The 16,190-nt window shown below is 69.5% G+C and carries 15 protein-coding genes; 10 read left to right on the plus strand and 5 right to left on the minus strand.

Going from position 1 to position 16,190, the window contains the following annotated elements; all coding sequences use genetic code 11:
* Window positions 1–116 precede the first annotated feature (116 nt).
* The gene (rnd, locus tag ACOEQ2_RS05710; RefSeq protein WP_419730414.1) at window positions 117–1,295 is read right to left on the minus strand and encodes a ribonuclease D; all 1,179 of its coding nucleotides are present in this window, start codon (window positions 1,293–1,295) and stop codon (window positions 117–119) included.
* A gap of 99 nt (window positions 1,296–1,394) precedes the next feature.
* On the opposite strand from rnd, the gene aspS reads away from it, so the two are divergent.
* The 5 genes from aspS (at window position 1,395) to ACOEQ2_RS05735 (ending at window position 7,420) form a co-directional block, all read left to right on the plus strand.
* Window positions 1,395–3,236, plus strand: coding sequence for an aspartate--tRNA ligase (gene aspS, locus ACOEQ2_RS05715; protein WP_419730415.1), 1,842 nt, complete (start codon window positions 1,395–1,397; stop codon window positions 3,234–3,236).
* Between the two features lie 72 nt (window positions 3,237–3,308).
* A complete protein-coding gene (locus ACOEQ2_RS05720) occupies window positions 3,309–4,202 on the plus strand; it encodes a cell envelope integrity EipB family protein (RefSeq protein ID WP_419730416.1) in 894 nt (297 codons plus the stop codon).
* A 13-nt stretch (window positions 4,203–4,215) separates the two neighbouring features.
* Window positions 4,216–5,589 carry an amino acid permease gene (locus ACOEQ2_RS05725; protein WP_419730417.1) on the plus strand — a complete coding sequence of 458 codons (1,374 nt, stop codon included), beginning with the start codon at window positions 4,216–4,218 and terminating at the stop codon, window positions 5,587–5,589.
* Window positions 5,586–5,753, plus strand: coding sequence for a hypothetical protein (locus tag ACOEQ2_RS05730; RefSeq protein WP_419730418.1), 168 nt, complete (start codon window positions 5,586–5,588; stop codon window positions 5,751–5,753). The genes ACOEQ2_RS05725 and ACOEQ2_RS05730 overlap by 4 nt, the downstream gene beginning before the upstream one ends.
* A 14-nt stretch (window positions 5,754–5,767) precedes the next feature.
* Window positions 5,768–7,420 (plus strand): dihydroxyacetone kinase subunit DhaK, encoded by a 1,653-nt coding sequence (locus tag ACOEQ2_RS05735; protein WP_419730419.1) that lies wholly within the window; start codon window positions 5,768–5,770, stop codon window positions 7,418–7,420.
* 68 nt (window positions 7,421–7,488) lie between these two features.
* Here the strand turns inward: ACOEQ2_RS05735 and ACOEQ2_RS05740 are convergent, their stop codons facing one another.
* From ACOEQ2_RS05740 to ACOEQ2_RS05750, 3 genes are all read right to left on the minus strand, one after another.
* The gene (locus tag ACOEQ2_RS05740; protein ID WP_419730420.1) at window positions 7,489–9,513 is read right to left on the minus strand and encodes a Hint domain-containing protein; all 2,025 of its coding nucleotides are present in this window, start codon (window positions 9,511–9,513) and stop codon (window positions 7,489–7,491) included.
* A 617-nt stretch (window positions 9,514–10,130) separates the two neighbouring features.
* Window positions 10,131–11,105: an alpha/beta hydrolase gene (locus tag ACOEQ2_RS05745; RefSeq protein ID WP_419730421.1), complete on the minus strand. Its 975-nt coding sequence runs from the start codon at window positions 11,103–11,105 to the stop codon at window positions 10,131–10,133.
* Window positions 11,106–11,108: 3 nt separating this feature from the next.
* Window positions 11,109–12,038 carry an ROK family protein gene (locus ACOEQ2_RS05750; protein ID WP_419730422.1) on the minus strand — a complete coding sequence of 310 codons (930 nt, stop codon included), beginning with the start codon at window positions 12,036–12,038 and terminating at the stop codon, window positions 11,109–11,111.
* Window positions 12,039–12,169: 131 nt separating this feature from the next.
* Between ACOEQ2_RS05750 and ACOEQ2_RS05755 the strand changes: the two genes are divergently transcribed.
* The 4 genes from ACOEQ2_RS05755 (at window position 12,170) to ACOEQ2_RS05770 (ending at window position 14,623) form a co-directional block, all read left to right on the plus strand.
* On the plus strand, window positions 12,170–12,424 hold the full coding sequence (locus tag ACOEQ2_RS05755) for a sulfurtransferase TusA family protein (RefSeq protein ID WP_419731148.1): 255 nt from the start codon (window positions 12,170–12,172) through the stop codon (window positions 12,422–12,424).
* Between the two features lie 102 nt (window positions 12,425–12,526).
* Window positions 12,527–12,757, plus strand: coding sequence for an exodeoxyribonuclease VII small subunit (locus ACOEQ2_RS05760; protein WP_419730423.1), 231 nt, complete (start codon window positions 12,527–12,529; stop codon window positions 12,755–12,757).
* A gap of 5 nt (window positions 12,758–12,762) precedes the next feature.
* A complete protein-coding gene (locus ACOEQ2_RS05765; protein WP_419730424.1) occupies window positions 12,763–13,857 on the plus strand; it encodes a polyprenyl synthetase family protein in 1,095 nt (364 codons plus the stop codon).
* Between the two features lie 31 nt (window positions 13,858–13,888).
* Complete coding sequence (locus ACOEQ2_RS05770) at window positions 13,889–14,623, plus strand: TlyA family RNA methyltransferase (protein ID WP_419730425.1); 735 nt, start codon at window positions 13,889–13,891, stop codon at window positions 14,621–14,623.
* A 3-nt stretch (window positions 14,624–14,626) separates the two neighbouring features.
* Here ACOEQ2_RS05770 and ACOEQ2_RS05775 read toward each other — a convergent pair whose 3' ends face one another.
* Complete coding sequence (locus tag ACOEQ2_RS05775) at window positions 14,627–14,782, minus strand: hypothetical protein (RefSeq protein WP_419730426.1); 156 nt, start codon at window positions 14,780–14,782, stop codon at window positions 14,627–14,629.
* A 196-nt stretch (window positions 14,783–14,978) separates the two neighbouring features.
* Between ACOEQ2_RS05775 and rlmN the strand changes: the two genes are divergently transcribed.
* Window positions 14,979–16,181: a 23S rRNA (adenine(2503)-C(2))-methyltransferase RlmN gene (gene rlmN / locus ACOEQ2_RS05780; protein WP_419730427.1), complete on the plus strand. Its 1,203-nt coding sequence runs from the start codon at window positions 14,979–14,981 to the stop codon at window positions 16,179–16,181.
* The last annotated feature ends 9 nt before the right edge of the window (window positions 16,182–16,190 follow it).

A 16,190-nucleotide genomic window follows, 5' to 3' on the forward strand; every position in this document is an offset into this window, starting at 1 on the left:
TGTGCTCCTCCGTTCCAACAAGACCGGAGGTTAGACCATATGCAGGGGTGGCTCAACCGAATGACCACATAATGTTGTGGACAAGTCGGTGTGCAACCTGGACCGGACAGGTTGAATCAGGTGCGTAACATCCGGATCCGGCGGCCATCGACACCGAGTGAGATTCGTCCCTCCTTGAGAGACAAAGCGTCCGCGCCGAACAACTCGCGACGCCAGCCGGACAGCGCCGGGATCTCGGGTTCCGACTCGGTGGCCAGCCGATCGATGTCCTCCGACGAGGCCAGCAGCCGCGGCGCCACGTCATGCTGCTCGCACTTGGCCGCCAGCAGCACCTTCAGCAGCGACACCAGGGCCGGCGACGGACGCGGGCCGTCCTTGCGTGGTGCCGCGGGCAGGCTGTCCTCGGGCAACGCCTGGGCGCCGGCGATCGCCTCGAGTAGTCCGGAGCCGCTTTTTCCCTCGGCAAACCCACGGCTCACTCCGCGCATCCCGCTGAGCGCCTCGGCGGTGGTGGGTGCCGTGGCGGCGATCTCGAGCAGGCTCTCGTCCTTGAGCAGGCGCTGGCGGGGCACATCGACGCGCTGCGCCTCACGTTCCCGCCAGGCGGCGACCGCGCGCAGCACGCCCAGCATGCGGCGGTTGCCGGTGCGCGGCCGCAGTCGTTCCCACAGCGTGTCGGGGTTGGGGCGGAAGGTCGCGGGATCGGAGAGGCAGGCCATCTCCTCGCCAACCCACTCGTCGCGGCCGTCACGCTGCAACCGCTCGAGCAGCTTCACATAGACGTCGCGCAGGTGGGTCACGTCGGCGGCGGCGTAGGCGATCTGCGCCGGGGAAAGCGGCCGCCGGCTCCAGTCGCTGAAGCGGTGCGCCTTGTCGATCTGGCCACCGGTCAGCGCCGAGACCAGGCTGTCATAACCGACCTGGTCGCCGAACCCGGCCACCATTGCCGCCACCTGGGTGTCGAACAAAGCCTGCGGCAGCCGGCCGAACTTGTAGAGAAAGATCTCCAGGTCCTGGCGGGCGGCATGGAACACCTTGGTCACCGCGGGATCGTCGAGCAGCGGGGCGAGCAGCTGCAGGTCCAGCCCCTCCGCCTCGGCGTCGATGATCGCGACCTCGTTCTCGCCGGCGAGCTGCACGACGCAGAGCTCCGGCCAGTAGGTGCGCTCGCGCACGAACTCGGTGTCGATGGTGACGAAGCGCTCGGTGCGGAGGCGCTCGACGACGGCGGCGAGAGCGTCGCTCGTGGTGATCAGGATGGGGTCCGGAAACCGGGCCCGGGCAGGACGTGACATCGCTCATGCTCTACACGCGCCGACCCTTGCGGGGAAGCGGCTTGGCTTCATGCGGGGATGCGGATAGTGAGCGCTCACTCCCGCCGCAGGACCTTCGCCATGCATGCCTATCGCACCCACACTTGCGCCGCGTTGCGTGCCGCCGATGCCGGCCAGACGGTCCGGCTCTCGGGCTGGGTGCACAGCAAGCGCGACCATGGCGGGCTGCTGTTCATCGACCTGCGCGACCATCACGGCATCACCCAGATCGTGATCCCGGCCGGGTCCGAGCTGCTGGCGACGGCGGAGCGGGTGCGGGTCGAGAGCGTGCTGACGATCACCGGCGAGGTGGTGCTGCGGGAAGGCGCCACGGTGAACCCGAAGCTGCCGACCGGCGAGATCGAGATCCGGGCCGCCGCCCTCGAGGTGCAGTCGGCGGCCGCGGTGCTGCCGCTGCAGGTGGCGGGCCACGAGCATTACGGCGACGAGCTGCGGCTGCGGTATCGCTATCTCGACCTGCGCCGCGACCGCGTCCACCGCAACATGATGCTGCGCGCGGGCGTGATCGCCAGCCTGCGCCGGCGGATGATCGACCAGGGCTTCACCGAGTTCCAGACGCCGATCCTGACCGCCTCCTCGCCCGAGGGCGCGCGCGACTTCCTGGTGCCGGCGCGGCTGCATCCGGGCAAGTTCTACGCGCTGCCGCAGGCGCCGCAGCAATTCAAGCAGCTGCTGATGGTGGCGGGCTTCGATCGCTACTTCCAGATCGCGCCCTGCTTCCGCGACGAGGCGGCGCGTGCGGACCGCTCCCCCGGCGAGTTCTACCAGCTCGATTTCGAGATGAGCTTCGTCACCCAGGAGGACGTGTTCGCGACCCTCGAGCCGGTGATGGCCGGGGTGTTCGAGGAGTTCGGGCAAGGCCGTACGGTGGACGCGCTGCCGTTCCGGCGCATCGCGTACGACACCGCGCTGGCCGAGTTCGGCTCCGACAAGCCGGACCTGCGCAACCCGCTGCGCATCAGCGACGTGACGGACGCCTTTGCTGGCTCCGGGTTCGGGCTGTTCGCCAAGATCGCCGCCGCCGGTGGCCAGGTGCGCGCGATCCCCGCACCGGGTGCCGGTGGCCGGCCGCGCTCGTTCTACGACAAGCTGAACGAGTGGGCGCGCGCCGAGGGTGCCGGCGGGCTCGGCTACATCACGTTCGACGCCGACGGCGCCAAGGGCCCGATCGCCAAGAACCTGGAGCCGGAGCGCTGCGAGGCGATCCGCGTGGCGTGCGGCCTGGGCGCCGGCGATGCGGTGTTCTTTGCCGCCGGGCCGCGCGACGGGCTGAAGGGCATGGAGACGGTGAAGTTCTCCGGGGCGGTCCGCACCCGCATCGCCACCGAGCTCTCGCTGATCGAGGCCGACGCGTTCCGGTTCTGCTGGGTGGTCGATTTTCCGATGTACGAGCTGAACGAGGAGACCGGGCTGGTCGATTTCAGCCACAACCCGTTCTCGATGCCGCAGGGCGGGCTGGAGGCGCTGAACGGCCAGGACCCGCTGACCATCAAGGCGTTCCAGTACGACATCGTCTGCAACGGCATCGAGCTGTCGTCCGGCGCGATCCGCAACCACCGGCCGGAGGTGATGATCCGCGCCTTCGAGATCGCCGGCTACCCGGAGAGCGAGGTCGAGGCCCGCTTCGGCGGCATGCTGAACGCGTTCCGCTACGGCGCACCCCCGCACGGTGGCTCGGCGCCGGGCGTGGACCGGATCGTGATGCTGCTGGCGGACGAGCCGAACATCCGCGAGGTGATCCTGTTCCCGCTCAACCAGCAGGGCGAGGACCCGATGATGGGGGCACCGGCGGAGGTGTCCGACATCCGCATGAAGGAGCTGTCGCTGCGGACGGTGCTGCCGCCGGCCAAGCCGGTGCCGGGTGCGACGTCGCCGGTGGTGCCGGAAACGCCGCCGGGCTGAGGCGCACTGCGGCTGGTGTCGCCGGGCCGCGGTGCTACGTTGACGTCGAACTCGCGCCGGAGCTTCAGCCGCATGTCCACACCGACCCTCCGCGGGCCGACCATCCGGAACATTGCGGTCGTCGGGCTGCTGGCAACGAGCCTCGGCGGCACTGTCGCGCTGGCAGCACCCGCACCGGTCCCGGGTCACAGGGCGGCCTTCACCCCCGCGGCGATACCGCCGGCCGGCGCGTCGGATCCGGTCCCGCTCGCCGCGCATCGGGCGCTGTACGACCTGAGCCTCGCCTCCACGCATGGCGGCAGCACGGTCGCCGCGTCCGGCAGCATGAGCTTCCAGGTGACCGACGCCTGCACCGGCTGGGCCACCCAGCAGCAGCTGAAGCTGCAGCTGGTCACGCGCGAGGGGCAGTCCACCGACATGGTCTCCGACTACGCGACGCTGGAGAGCAAGGACGGCCGCCACCTGACCTTCGACATGCAGGAGCGCGACAACGGCAGCGTGACGCAGCAGGTTCGCGGCGAGGCCGGCATCGATGCGGCGGGGAACGGCGTGATCCATTTCACCCTGCCCGCCGTGTCCACGATGGCGCTGCCCCGCGGCACGCTGTTCCCGATGGCGCACACGGAAGCGATCATCCGCGCCGCACAGGCCGGCCGAAAGAGCATCGACCCGGTGCTGTTCGACGGCACCAGCGCCGATGGCCCGACCGACAGCTACGTGACGATCCTCGGATGGGACGCGGCACCGTCAAGCTCGCCGTATGCGGTGCTGGCGGGGGAGTCCTCGGGGCGGGTGCATGTCGCGTTCTTTGCCCGCAAGCCCGGCGCCATCTCGCCCGACTACGAGATCGGCATGCGCTACTTCGCCAACGGCGTGTCGGACACGCTCGACATGGATTTCGGCGACTTCACCATGCGCGGCAGCCTGACCAGCTTCACCCCGATGACCGCGCCGCATCGGTGCTGAGCGGGCGTTCCGCATGAGCCAGACGACAGCCAAGGCTGCTCCCCCGGAACTCGGCCACCTCGCCCACAGCCTGCGTCCGCGCCACGTCACGATGATCTCCATCGGCGGGGTGATCGGGGCAGGGCTGTTCGTGGGCAGCTCGGCCGCGATCGCCGGCTCCGGACCGGGGGTGCTGCTCAGCTACATCCTGGCCGGCACGGTGGCGCTGCTGGTGATGCGCATGCTGGGCGAGATGGCGATCGCCGCACCGGCCGCCGGCTCGTTCATCGGCCATATCCGGCGCGGCCTCGGCGGTCGCGCGGCGTTCGTCGCCGGCTGGATCTACTGGCTGTTCTGGGCGATCGTCGTGGCGGCCGAGGCGATCGGCGGCTCGGCGATCCTGTCGCCCTGGATCCCGCTGCCGCGCACCGTGCTCGCCCTGCTGCTGGTGCTGTCGATGACCGCCACCAACCTGGTGTCGGTGAAGAGCTACGGCGAGTTCGAGTTCTGGTTCTCCAGCCTGAAGATCCTCGCCATCGTGGGCTTCTGCGCGCTCTGCATCGCTGCACTGGCGGGGGTGTTCGGCAGCGGCCGGGCCAGCTTCGGTCACCTGTATGCCGATGGCGGCTTCCTGCCGCACGGCATCGGCGCGGTGCTGGCGATCGTGCCGACCATCGTGTTCCAGTACACCGGCAGCGAGATCGCGACCGTCGCCGCGGCGGAGTCCGCCGATCCCGGCCGCAACGTGGCGCACGCCACCCGCACCGTCGCACTCCGGGTGCTGCTGTTCTATGTCGGCTCGATCCTGCTGATCCTGTGCGTGGTGCCGTGGACCCAGGTGGTGCCCGGGCACTCGCCGTTCGTGGCCGCGATGGACCGGCTGGGCATCCCGGGTGCGGCGACCACCATGTCGATCATCGTGCTGGTCGCGGTGCTGTCCTGCCTGAACTCCGCCCTCTACGTCACCTCGCGGGTGCTGTTCGAGATGGCGGCGCACGGCGACGCGCCGCGCTGGCTGGTCCGGACAGGTGCCGCCGGGGTGCCGCGCAGGGCGATCGCGGCCGGCAGCCTGGTGGGCGTGGTGGTGGCGATCGTGTCGACCATCTCGCCGGACCGGGTATTCGCGTTCCTGCTGAACGCGTCCGGCGCGCTGATCCTGTTCGCCTACCTGCTGATCGCGCTGGCCCAGATCCGCCTGCGTAATCGGATGCAGCGCGACGGCAGCCGTCCGGTGTTCGCGATGTGGCTGTTCCCGGGGCTGTCCTGGGCGACCATCGGCGTCATTCTTGCAGTGCTGGTGGCGATGGCGTTCACCGCGACCACCCGGCCGCAGATCGTGCTCGGCAGCCTGACCGTGCTCGCCACCCTCGCCTGCTACGAGTTCCGCCAACGGAGAACCGCCCGATGACCGACACCCCCGCGCATGACTGGCTGCTGCCCCGCCTGGAGCAGCTGCTGACCGAGGCCGCGCAGGCCGGGATCGAACGCACCGTCGCGATCGCGGTGCTGACCGACCTGATCACCGGCGAAGGCTTCAACCCGACCCATATCGCCACCGACATCGACGCCTGACCGGCCCCCTCGCGATGAAGCGGTTCCTCAACAGCCGAGAGACGCTGGTCGACCAGGCGATCGACGGCTTCCTCGCCTCCTCCGCAGGCAGCGGCCTGGCCCGTCTGGATAGCGGCCCTGGCGCCCGTGTCGTGCTCCGCGCCGATGCCGATATCCGCGCCAATCCGGGGCGTGCCGAGGTGGCGATCGTGTCGGGCGGCGGTTCCGGTCATGAGCCGGCCCATGCCGGCTTCGTCGGGCCGGGGATGTTGAGTGCGGCAGTGTGCGGCGACATCTTCGCCTCGCCGCCGGTGGATGCGGTGCTGTCGGCGATCCTGGCGGTGACCGGTTCGGCCGGTTGCCTGCTGGTGATCAAGAACTACACCGGTGACCGGCTCAATTTCGGCCTGGCGGCGGAGCGGGCGCGCGGGCTCGGGCTGGCCGTCGAGACCGTCATCGTCGGCGACGACATCGCGCTGCCCGGCCAGGCGAACCCGCGTGGGCTGGCCGGGACGCTGTTCGTGCACCGGATCGCCGGGCTGATGGCGGAGCAGGGCCGGCCGCTCGCCGAGATCGCCGAGGCCGCACGCGCGGTTGCCGCCGATACCGCCTCGATCGGCCTCTCGCTGTCGGACGTGGACGCCTATAGCGGCCGCAGCGAGGACAGCTCGCGGCTCGGTCCGGACCAGGTCGAGCTCGGCCTCGGCATCCACGGCGAGCCGGGTGCCGAGACGCTGGCGATGGCGGATGCCGATGCGCTGATGGCGCGTGCCAGCGATCGGCTGCAACGGGCGCTGCCGGACAAGACTTCCGGGCTGGCGCTGCTGCTGAACAACCTGGGCCGCGTGCCGCCGATCGAGATGAGCCTGCTGCTGGACGCGTTCCGGCGGACGCCGCTGGCGCAGCGGGTCGAGCTGGTGATCGGACCGGCGCCGCTGATGACGTCGCTCGACATGAACGGCTTCTCGCTGTCGGTGCTGACGCTGACGCACGATCGTCGCGAGGCCTTGACCACCCCCTGCCGGGTGGCGGCCTGGCCCGGCGCCTGCCCGCTCGCAGCACCGCGCACGGTGCCGGCGCCGACGCTGCCCGATGCCGTGCCGCCACGGGCTTCGGAGGATGCCGGCCGGCGGGCGCTGATCCTGCGCGGCGTGCGGCTGCTGCAGGAGTTCGAGGCGCCGATCAACGCGATCGATGCCCGCATCGGCGACGGCGATACCGGATCGACGTTCGCACAGGCTGGCCGGACGGTGGCGGCGGCGATCGACCGGCTGCCGCTCGCCGACGACGCGGCCCTGTTTGCCGCCTTCGGGCAGATCCTGTCGCAGAGTGCGGGCGGATCCAGCGGCGTGCTGCTGTCGATCCTGTTCACCGCGGCGGCGCAGGCGCAGCAGCGCGAGCCCGGCCCGGCCGCCGCGTTGCGCGCCGGGCTCGAGCGGATGAAGGCGCATGGCGGCGCGCAGGCCGGCGACCGCACCATGATCGACGCGCTGGAGCCGGCGCTCGATGCGTTGGCCGCGGGCGGGACCCCATCCCAGGCAGCCGGAGCGGCGCGTGCAGGGGCCGATGCCACGCGGAGCATGGCCGCCGGCGCCGGTCGTGCGCGCTACGTGCCGGGGGACGCCCTCCGCGATGTGCCGGACCCGGGCGCCGAGGCGATCGCGCGGCTGTTCGAGGGGCTCGCGTAGCCGCACTGCCCGGCGGCGCGAACGACCCGGGACGCGTTTCCCGGGTCCCGCGGCACGGAGCGTCCGCTTCAGGCCGGGACCGCCTCAGCTCGTGAGGGATATCCGTAGCGTCCCGTCGCCGCGACGCGCACGTCGAGGAACGTTTCGGCTCCCGCCGCGGGCAGATCGAGCGCCGCGCTGCCATTGGTCCATCGGCAACCACCCTCGACTTCGTGCCATCCGGCCAGGGAGAGGTCGGCGGCCGGCGTGACGCTGTCATCGAGCCCGTTCCAGAGCACGAGTTTCTCGATGGCGACACCAAGGATGCGACGGTCATCGACAAACGGCCCGATCACCTCCGACGGGCTTGCCGATCGCGAGAGCAGCCGGACCGGGCGGCTCCCGCGCGGGATATGGAACATGTGGCGCTCCGCATTGTGCCAGCACGCAGCGAGCTCGAGACCGTTATCCAGCATCAGGCGCAGGTCGGGCTCGTCGGTGAGCGCGGTCTCGCCGGCCCGGATCGTGAAGCCCGCGGCGCGGGCGCGGTCTGCGAGACGGTTCCAGAGCGGCTCGACAAGGTCGCGGCTGACAGCCAGTGGCGCCGCCATCACGAGGTCGCCGCGAACGGTGACCGCAATCCCGTCGTCGGTGAACAGGTCGCGATTTCCGCTGTCGAGGTAGCTTTCGGTCGTCAGGCCCTCGGACAACAGGATCCCATGATCCTCGAGCTCGATATGGAAAACCTCGTAGGTGCGGACACTGCGATCGATCAGGATGCTGCCGCCATTCACCAGCATGCGAACCGGCGTCAGTCCGACATCGGTGAGGACGCAATGCTCCGGGGTGATGAGCAGGTCACGATGCGGAACATTCGAGGCGATCGCATCGCGGCGGATGCGGATCGGAAACGCCCGGTCGCTCCCGTTGTACTCGGCTGCGTTGAACCGGCGTCCTCCCATCCAGATGACCGGTTGCGGAACCAGCAGGCCGTCTTCGAGCACGCTGACCATATCGCCGGCGCGGAGATCCTCGACAGCGAGTTCGCCGGCCGGAGTGGCGATCATCGTGCCGCGCAGGAAGCATGCAGCCAGGTTGTCGAAAACCAGGGTGCTTCCGGATGCGAGGGTGAATGTGGGAGCCGGCGCGGCAGGATCGCCACCGGTAATCGTCCAGTGCCCGCCGGCATCGACGGCGATGTTCGTGAAGTTCTGAAAGTTGTCGGCGAAATCTGCAAGGGTTCCTATACCGGAGCCGAGTTCGAGTGTGTTCGTGCCGGCGCCCGCGCTGCCATGGACGATGCCGACGAGCTTCGACGATGCCTCCAGGATCAACGTGTTCCCGGCGGCGGTGGTCGCGGCATCGCCGAACGAGATCGCTATGCCCACGGCCCCGGTCGCCGTGTGGCCCTCGACGGTGCCGCTTATCTCGATCGTGCTGCCGGCTCCGACATCGATGCCATCCGCGGTCGATCCGAAGATAGTTCCTGCATCATGCACGATCGCCGCCGCACCCATGGTGAGGCCCGTGGCGCCTTCGATCAGGGCGCCGCTCATGTTGGTGACGGTGCTGCTGGCACCTGTACTGACGCCATCCAGATTACCGGTGATCGAGCCGTCATTGAAGACCGAGGAAAATGCCCCTTCGTCCACACCCGAGGTCGCGCCTGCCGCGGACCCCGAGGCGGCATTGTCGAAGATCCCGTCTGCCCCGAGCTGGACGCCGGCGGCGAGGCTGCCGCTGACCGCGCCGAAGTTCATCACCGTGGTATCGGCGCCGCTCAAGAGGCCGATGAGATGACCCTGGATGGAGCTACCGGCCCCTGTCGTGATGTCGGTCAAAAGCCCGCCTGCGGTGCCTGCGCCGACATCGACCCCATCGGTCGTGAGGCCGATGATGGTCCCGTTGTTCGTCACATCGGAATTGGCGCCGACGGTCGCGCCGACCGTGCCGCCCGCAATCATGCCGGTCGCCGAGTTGATCAGCGTGCCGTCCGCACCCAGGGTGACGGCCGCTGCACCGGCGGCGATGGTGCCCTCGTTCGTGACGGTGTCGCCAGCCGCAGCGGTGACTGCACCGCGCGTCGTGCCTTCCGGATTGTCGATCGTCGCCATGATGTAACCTCGACCTGGACGTGAAAAGACCTGGAGGACCGTTTCCTCCGGTGCAGCCGAGTTCCAGGTGGTCACGGACGTAACGGTATCACAACGTATTTCGGAATTTACGGTCTCGGCTGCGTTGTTCTTGCAAGGCCATGACGGATATTTTTGATCCTGCGCAGCAAATCGCGATTATTGTTACGTTAGCGCATTTATATAAGAGACTCCTCTTCTTCCAGGCTTGCTGGATGTGGGACATGTTTCATCGTCGAAAATGCCGGCGGAACTTGCAGCCTGGATGGGCCGGCGGACCCGAGGACCGCAGCAACGACATCGTCAGCTCGTCGCCGACCGCGGCTCCATTTTGCGGGATCCACAACCCGGTCTCCGGGTGGCGCTCGATAGGCGCATCCGCGGCGTCACACGGCGCCGGTGGCTTAGCCCGAGATCGGTCAGCAGCCGGCAGGCGCGATGCAGGAGGGTTCCGCGCGATCGCCCGGACCTCGACCGACAGCCCCGGCGGATTCGCCCGCGGGCCTTGCGCGTCGGGTGGCGGGAACGTTGCACGCCCCGTCACCCAGGCCCGCCCGTGGTCGCACCGTTGAAGCCGTCAGCGGCTCAGCGGACGGGCATCACCGTGGCGGCGGCACCAGGGGCGGATGCAGGGCGCGGCGGAGGGCGGCGCGGGAGCGGTTGCGCGCGACCATGGCGTTGCGGGCGGCGGGGACCAGGTCGAAGCCGTGATAGGCGCCCGGGAACACGTGCAGTTCGGTCGGCACGCCACCGCGGATCAGCCGGCGCGCGTAGTCGAGGTTCTCGTCGATGAACAGATCCAGCGCACCGACGGACATGAACGCGGGCGGCAGGCCGGCAAGGTCATCGGCCCGCGCGGCGGCGGCGTAGGGCGAGGTGGTCGGCAGGCCGGGCTCGTGTCCGAGCAGGGCCTCCCAGCCGAAGCGGTTCTTCTCCGGCGTCCAGAGGAACTGGCCGGCGAACGGGTGCGGGTCCGTAGCGGCGGCGGTGCGGTCGTCGAGCATCGGATAGATCAGGTGCTGGAACACCAGCTTCACCTCGCCACGGTCACGCGCCAGGAGGGCGAGACACGCCGCCAGCCCGCCACCGGCACTCTCGCCGCCGACGGCGATGCGGGCGGGATCGACCCGGAGCGACGACGCCTGGTCATGCAGCCATTTCAGCGCCGCATAGGCATCCTCGACCGGCCCCGGATGCCGGGTTTCCGGTGCCAGCCGATACTCCACCGAGGCGATCACGCAGCCGAGCTCGGCCGCCAGCGCCGCGTTGGTCGCGTCGTGGTTGCTCGCGGCACCGAGCACGTAGCCGCCGCCATGAAGATGCAGCAGCGCCGGGAACACGGCATCCTCGGCGCCGCCCAGCGGCGTGAACACCCGCACCGGGATCGTCGCGGCGGCGGTCTCGACCTGGTGCACGACGCGTGTTGCCAGCGACGGATCGGCGCCCGGCAGCGCGCCGGCGTTCGCGGCCATGAGCTGCCTGACCTCGGGCAGGGTCTGCGCGGACAGTTCGACCTGCGGGAACAGGTCCAGGCCCGGCAGCAGTTCGGGGTCGATCAGGGACCGTGACGGCATGGCTCAGCTGCCGCTCGTCCGGTAGGTGCGCGGGGTCTCGCGCGGCCACAGCCAGGCGGCGCCACGCACGCCGGAGCTGTCCCCGTGGATGTTCGGCTTGATCGGCGTGGTGCATTGCGGGCTGATCACATGGCGCTGCAGCAGCGGCGGCACCTTGCTGTACAGGTGCTTCATGTTCGACAGGCCGCCACCGAGCACGATGACGTGCGGGTCGAGGATGTCGATGATCTGGGCCAGGCCGCGGGCCAGGCGTTCGGCGTGTCGGTCCAGAGCGGCGATCGCCTTCTGGTCGCCGGCCTCGGCGCGGGCCGGAATGCCGCTTGCGTCCTCGCGGCCGGGTCCGTCGCAATCCATCGCCAGCGCCGATCCGCACAGATAGCGCTCGACGCAGCCGGTATTGCCGCAAAAACAGCTCGGCCCCGGGACCTCGTCCGGTTGCGGCCAGGGCAGCGGGGTGTGGCCCCACTCGCCGGCGATGCTGTGCCGCCCGACCAGCACCCGCTCGTTCACCACGATGCCGCCGCCGACACCGGTGCCCAGGATCACGCCGAACACGATGGAGTGGCCGGCCCCTGCCCCGTCGACCGCCTCGGACAGGGCGAAACAGTTGGCGTCGTTCTCGACACGCACCTCGCGGCCGAGCGCCAGGCTCAGGTCGCGGGCGAAGGGCATGCCGTTGAGCCAGGTCGAGTTGGCGTTCTTGACCAGGCCGGTATCGGGACTGACGGCGCCGGGGATGCCGACGCCGACGGTGGCGCTGCCTGACAGCTCGAGCTCCACGCCCTCGACCAGCTCGCGTATGGCGCGGACGGCACCCTCGTACTCGCGCGGATTGGGCACGCGCCTGCGCAAGGTCTCCTGGCCGTCATTGGCGATCGCGGCGATCTCGATCTTGGTGCCACCGAAATCGATCCCGACCCGAAAATCCGCCATGTCCGCCTCGCACCCCCGCGTGATGGCAGTATGATGACGCGATGGACGACACTCAGCAATCAAGCGGGCCACAATCAAGCGGGCCACAATCGACCGGGCCCGCCGCCCTGACGCCAGTCGCCCAGCCGGAGCTGACGCCAGTCGCCCGGCCGGAGCTGCTGCTCGACGTGAAGGGCCTCAGCTGTCCGCTTCCGGTGCTGCGCGCCAGCCGGATGCTGCGAGGCATGCGGGACGGCGAGCGCCTCCGGGTGCTGGCAACCGACAGGGCAGCGGTGCAGGATTTTCGCAGCTTCTGCCGCGAGACCGGCCATGCGCTGGTGGCATTCGGCGAGGAGGCGGGGGTGCTCAGCTTCGTGATCCGCAGGCGTCCGGAACCGGCCGGCTGACGCCGCGCGAGGCTTCCGCCGGCCGAACCTTTCGCCTGAGCGATCTTGGCGCTAAGCGGTGCTGCGGCGATCATGGCCTGCACCCAACCATCCGGAGCCCGCATGTCTGACACTTTGTCGTCGCTCTCCTTCGAGGAGGCACTGGGCGAGCTGGAAAAGATCGTGCGCGGGCTCGAGGGCGGCCAGCAGAAGCTGGAGGACGCGATCGCCAGCTACGAGCGGGGGGCCGCACTGCGCCGGCATTGCGAAACCAAACTCGGCGAGGCGGAGGCCAGGGTGCAGGCGATCGTCGAGCGGGCCGATGGCAGCCTTGCTCTGCAGAAGCTGGATTGAGGCCGATGACCGAAATCACCGCCTCGGGCATCCCGTCCGGGCATGCGTCTGCCGATGCCACTCCGGCCTCGGGGCCCTCTGCGGCGGGGACGCCCACGCCGGCCGGCGAAACCTCGAGCGGGATCCCCTCCGGTCCGGCAGACGCGCCGCATGTGCATGCGCCGGTCGACGTTCCCGGGAACGGTCGGGCCGGACGCGACGCCGCCGCCGCCCGACCGTCGTTGCAGGCGTCGCTAACGGCCCGTGCGGCGGACATCGAGCGGGCGATCGACACGCTGATGCCGCCGGTCGATGGCGCCGAGGCCAGGCTGGTCGAGGCGATGCGCTATGCCACCCTCGGCGGCGGCAAGCGGCTGCGCGGCTTCCTGGTGATGGAGGTGGCCGGGCTGTTCGGCGCGGACATGCAGGCGGCCGCCCGCGTCGGCGCCTCGGTCGAGATGCTGCACGCCTACTCGCTGGTGCATGACGACCTGCCGGCGATGGATGACGACGATCTCAGGCGCGGCCAGCCCTCGACGCATATCCGCTTCGGCGAGGCGACCGCGATCCTGGCCGGCGATGCGCTGCAGACGCTGGCTTTCGGGGTGATCGCCGACCGCGCGATCCACGCCTCTGCGGACGTCCGGATCGCACTGGTGACGGCGCTGGCCCATGCCTCCGGGGCCGATGGCATGGTCGGTGGGCAGATGATCGACATGGAGGGCGAGGGCCGTGCCTTCACCCTGACCGAGACGCGACGCATGCACGCCCTCAAGACCGGCCGGCTGATCGCCTACAGCGCAGAGGCCGGAGCGATCCTCGGCCAGGCGCCGGACGAGATCCGCGACCGGATCGCAGCGTACGGGCGCGATCTGGGTGCCGCCTTCCAGGTTGCCGACGACGTGCTGGACGCGACTGCCAGCGCGGAAGAGCTCGGCAAGACCGCGGGCAAGGATGCCGAGGCCGGGAAGTCCACCTTCGTGGCACTGCTCGGCATCGAGGGCGCGCGTGCCGAGGCGGACCGGCTGGCCCAGTCGGCCACGGAGGCACTGGCCGGGTTCGGGCCCGAGGCGGACGGGCTCAGGGCGCTGGCCCGCTACGTCGTCGATCGCCGCAACTGAAGCAACGGCGGACTGCGGGCTCTCGCAGCGCATGAAGAAGCGTGCGGATCAGCTGCTGGTCGAGCGCGGCCTGGTCGAGAGCCGGACGCGGGCGCAGGCGCTGATCCTGGCCGGCCTGGTCTTCATCGGCGAAAAGCGCGTGGCCAAGGCCGGCGATGCACTGCCCGAGGATGCGTCCTTGACGGTGCGCGGCCAGGACCATCCGTGGGTGTCGCGCGGCGGGCTGAAGCTCGACCACGCGCTGGCCCATTTCGGCCTGTCGGCATCCGATCGGATCTGCCTCGATGTCGGTGCCTCGACCGGCGGGTTCACCGACGTGCTGCTGAGCCACGGTGCCGCGCGCGTGCATGCGGTCGATGTCGGGCACGGCCAGCTGGCCTGGAAGCTGCGCAGCGATCCGCGCGTGGTGGTGCATGAGAAGCTCAATGCACGCGGGCTTACGGCGGAAATCATATCCGATCGGATCGAGGTTCTGGTGTGCGACGCGAGCTTCATCGGGCTGCGCACGGTGCTGCCGGCCGGGCTGGAGCTCTGTGTGCCGGGCGCATGGGCGGTGGCGCTGATCAAGCCGCAGTTCGAGGCAGGACGCGCGGCGGTCGGTGCAAAGGGCGTGGTGCGCGATCCGCAGGTTCACGACGAGGTCTGCGCGGTGATCCGCTCGTGGTGGTCGGGGCTGCCGGGCTGGACGGTGCAGGGGATCGAGCCCAGCCCGATCACCGGGCCGGAGGGTAACCGGGAGTTCCTGATCGCGGCGTCGCGGGCCTGACTGTCAGCGGACCTCCTGGCACTCCTGCGGCGCAGGCAGGTCGTGCCGTGAGACATCGGCGAGCAGCTGCCACACCCGGGCGGGCTCCATCGGTACGTCGAGGTCGTTCAGCAGGTGGTCGAGTTCGTCGAGCTTGGCGTTGTATTCCAGGTCATCCATGATGCAGGCCCTTCCGCGTCGACGATGATGAGCGCCATGAACGTGGCACGTATGTGACAGCTGGATGCGAATAATCGTTACCGGCGTCCTGTTCCCTACAAGTTGATCGCATTGCGGCTTTTGCTTGTCTCACAAGCCGATCCGGCCCATCTGCGGGGTCAGGCACCCCAGCCGACATGATCGAGCGCTTCCAGACATGAACTTCGTGGCACCCACCATCACGCGCGTCTCGCATGACGCGCACGACCTCTCCGAGTTCGAGCGCGACCGCATCCTCGCCAAGGCCGCGCTGTTCGCACCTCCGGCTGCGGTGCTGGCGGATGGCCGCCGGGAGATCGTCGGGCTGTCGCGCGACGAGCTGACCGCGGCGCTGGTCGAGGTCGGGGAGAAGCCGTTCCGCACCAAGCAGATATGGCACTGGGTCTATCACCAGGGGGTGACCGACTTTGCCCTGATGAGCTCGCTGTCGAAGCCGCTGCAGCAGAAGATGGCCGAGCTGTTCGTGATCGGGCGTCCCGAAGCAGCCGTCGTTCAGACCAGCAGCGACGACACCCGCAAGTTCCTGTTCCGCTTCCGCGATGGCCAGGAGGCGGAGACCGTCTATATCCCGGATCGCCGCGAGGACCGGGGGGCGGTGTGCATCTCGAGCCAGGTCGGCTGCACGCTGTCCTGCAAGTTCTGCCATACCGGGACGCAGAAGCTGGCGCGCAATTTGGGTGCGGCCGAGATCGTCGGCCAGTTCATGGGAGCCCGCGACAGCTACGGCGAGTGGCCGAGCCCGCAAGGCGAGACGCCGCGGCTGCTCTCCACCATCGTGCTGATGGGCATGGGCGAGCCGCTGTACAATTACGAAAACGTCGCCAAGGCGATGCGCATCGCGATGGATGGCGAGGGCATCGGGCTGTCGCGACGCCGGATCACGCTGTCGACCTCGGGCGTGGTGCCGATGATGGACCGCTGTGGCGAGGAGCTCGCGGTCAACCTCGCGGTCAGCCTGCACGCGGTGCATGACGACCTGCGCGACGAGATCGTGCCGCTGAACCGCAAATACCCGATCGCCGAGCTGATCGCGGCGTGCCGGCGGTATCCGGCGGCCAGCAACGCGCGCCGGATCACGTTCGAGTACGTGATGCTGCGCGGCGTGAACGACAGCGAGGCGGAGGCGCGCGCGCTGGTCAAGCTGATCGCGGGCATCCCGGCCAAGGTGAACCTCATTCCGTTCAATCCGTGGCCGGGCAGCCAGTACCAGTCCTCGACCCGGGAGCAGCTCGCGAAGTTCGCGCAGATCGTCTCGGATGCCGGTTTCGCGTCGCCGATCCGGATGCCGCGCGGGCAGGACATCCTCGCCGCCTGCGGACAACTGCGCACCGAGAGCCGTCGCGAGAAGGCCGCGTCGTAACGCGGGGTC

The sequence above is a fragment of the Lichenicola sp. genome, from assembly GCF_965198575.1.
Lineage (GTDB): Bacteria > Pseudomonadota > Alphaproteobacteria > Acetobacterales > Acetobacteraceae > Lichenicola.

Coding starts and splice junctions, on each gene's coding strand:
- rnd (WP_419730414.1), bottom strand. CDS start 1,295: ATGTCACGTCCTGCCCGGGCCCGGTTTCCGGACCCCATCCTGATCACC.
- aspS (WP_419730415.1), top strand. CDS start 1,395: ATGCATGCCTATCGCACCCACACTTGCGCCGCGTTGCGTGCCGCCGAT.
- ACOEQ2_RS05720 (WP_419730416.1), top strand. CDS start 3,309: ATGTCCACACCGACCCTCCGCGGGCCGACCATCCGGAACATTGCGGTC.
- ACOEQ2_RS05725 (WP_419730417.1), top strand. CDS start 4,216: ATGAGCCAGACGACAGCCAAGGCTGCTCCCCCGGAACTCGGCCACCTC.
- ACOEQ2_RS05730 (WP_419730418.1), top strand. CDS start 5,586: ATGACCGACACCCCCGCGCATGACTGGCTGCTGCCCCGCCTGGAGCAG.
- ACOEQ2_RS05735 (WP_419730419.1), top strand. CDS start 5,768: ATGAAGCGGTTCCTCAACAGCCGAGAGACGCTGGTCGACCAGGCGATC.
- ACOEQ2_RS05740 (WP_419730420.1), bottom strand. CDS start 9,513: ATGGCGACGATCGACAATCCGGAAGGCACGACGCGCGGTGCAGTCACC.
- ACOEQ2_RS05745 (WP_419730421.1), bottom strand. CDS start 11,105: ATGCCGTCACGGTCCCTGATCGACCCCGAACTGCTGCCGGGCCTGGAC.
- ACOEQ2_RS05750 (WP_419730422.1), bottom strand. CDS start 12,038: ATGGCGGATTTTCGGGTCGGGATCGATTTCGGTGGCACCAAGATCGAG.
- ACOEQ2_RS05760 (WP_419730423.1), top strand. CDS start 12,527: ATGTCTGACACTTTGTCGTCGCTCTCCTTCGAGGAGGCACTGGGCGAG.
- ACOEQ2_RS05765 (WP_419730424.1), top strand. CDS start 12,763: ATGACCGAAATCACCGCCTCGGGCATCCCGTCCGGGCATGCGTCTGCC.
- ACOEQ2_RS05770 (WP_419730425.1), top strand. CDS start 13,889: ATGAAGAAGCGTGCGGATCAGCTGCTGGTCGAGCGCGGCCTGGTCGAG.
- ACOEQ2_RS05775 (WP_419730426.1), bottom strand. CDS start 14,782: ATGGATGACCTGGAATACAACGCCAAGCTCGACGAACTCGACCACCTG.
- rlmN (WP_419730427.1), top strand. CDS start 14,979: ATGAACTTCGTGGCACCCACCATCACGCGCGTCTCGCATGACGCGCAC.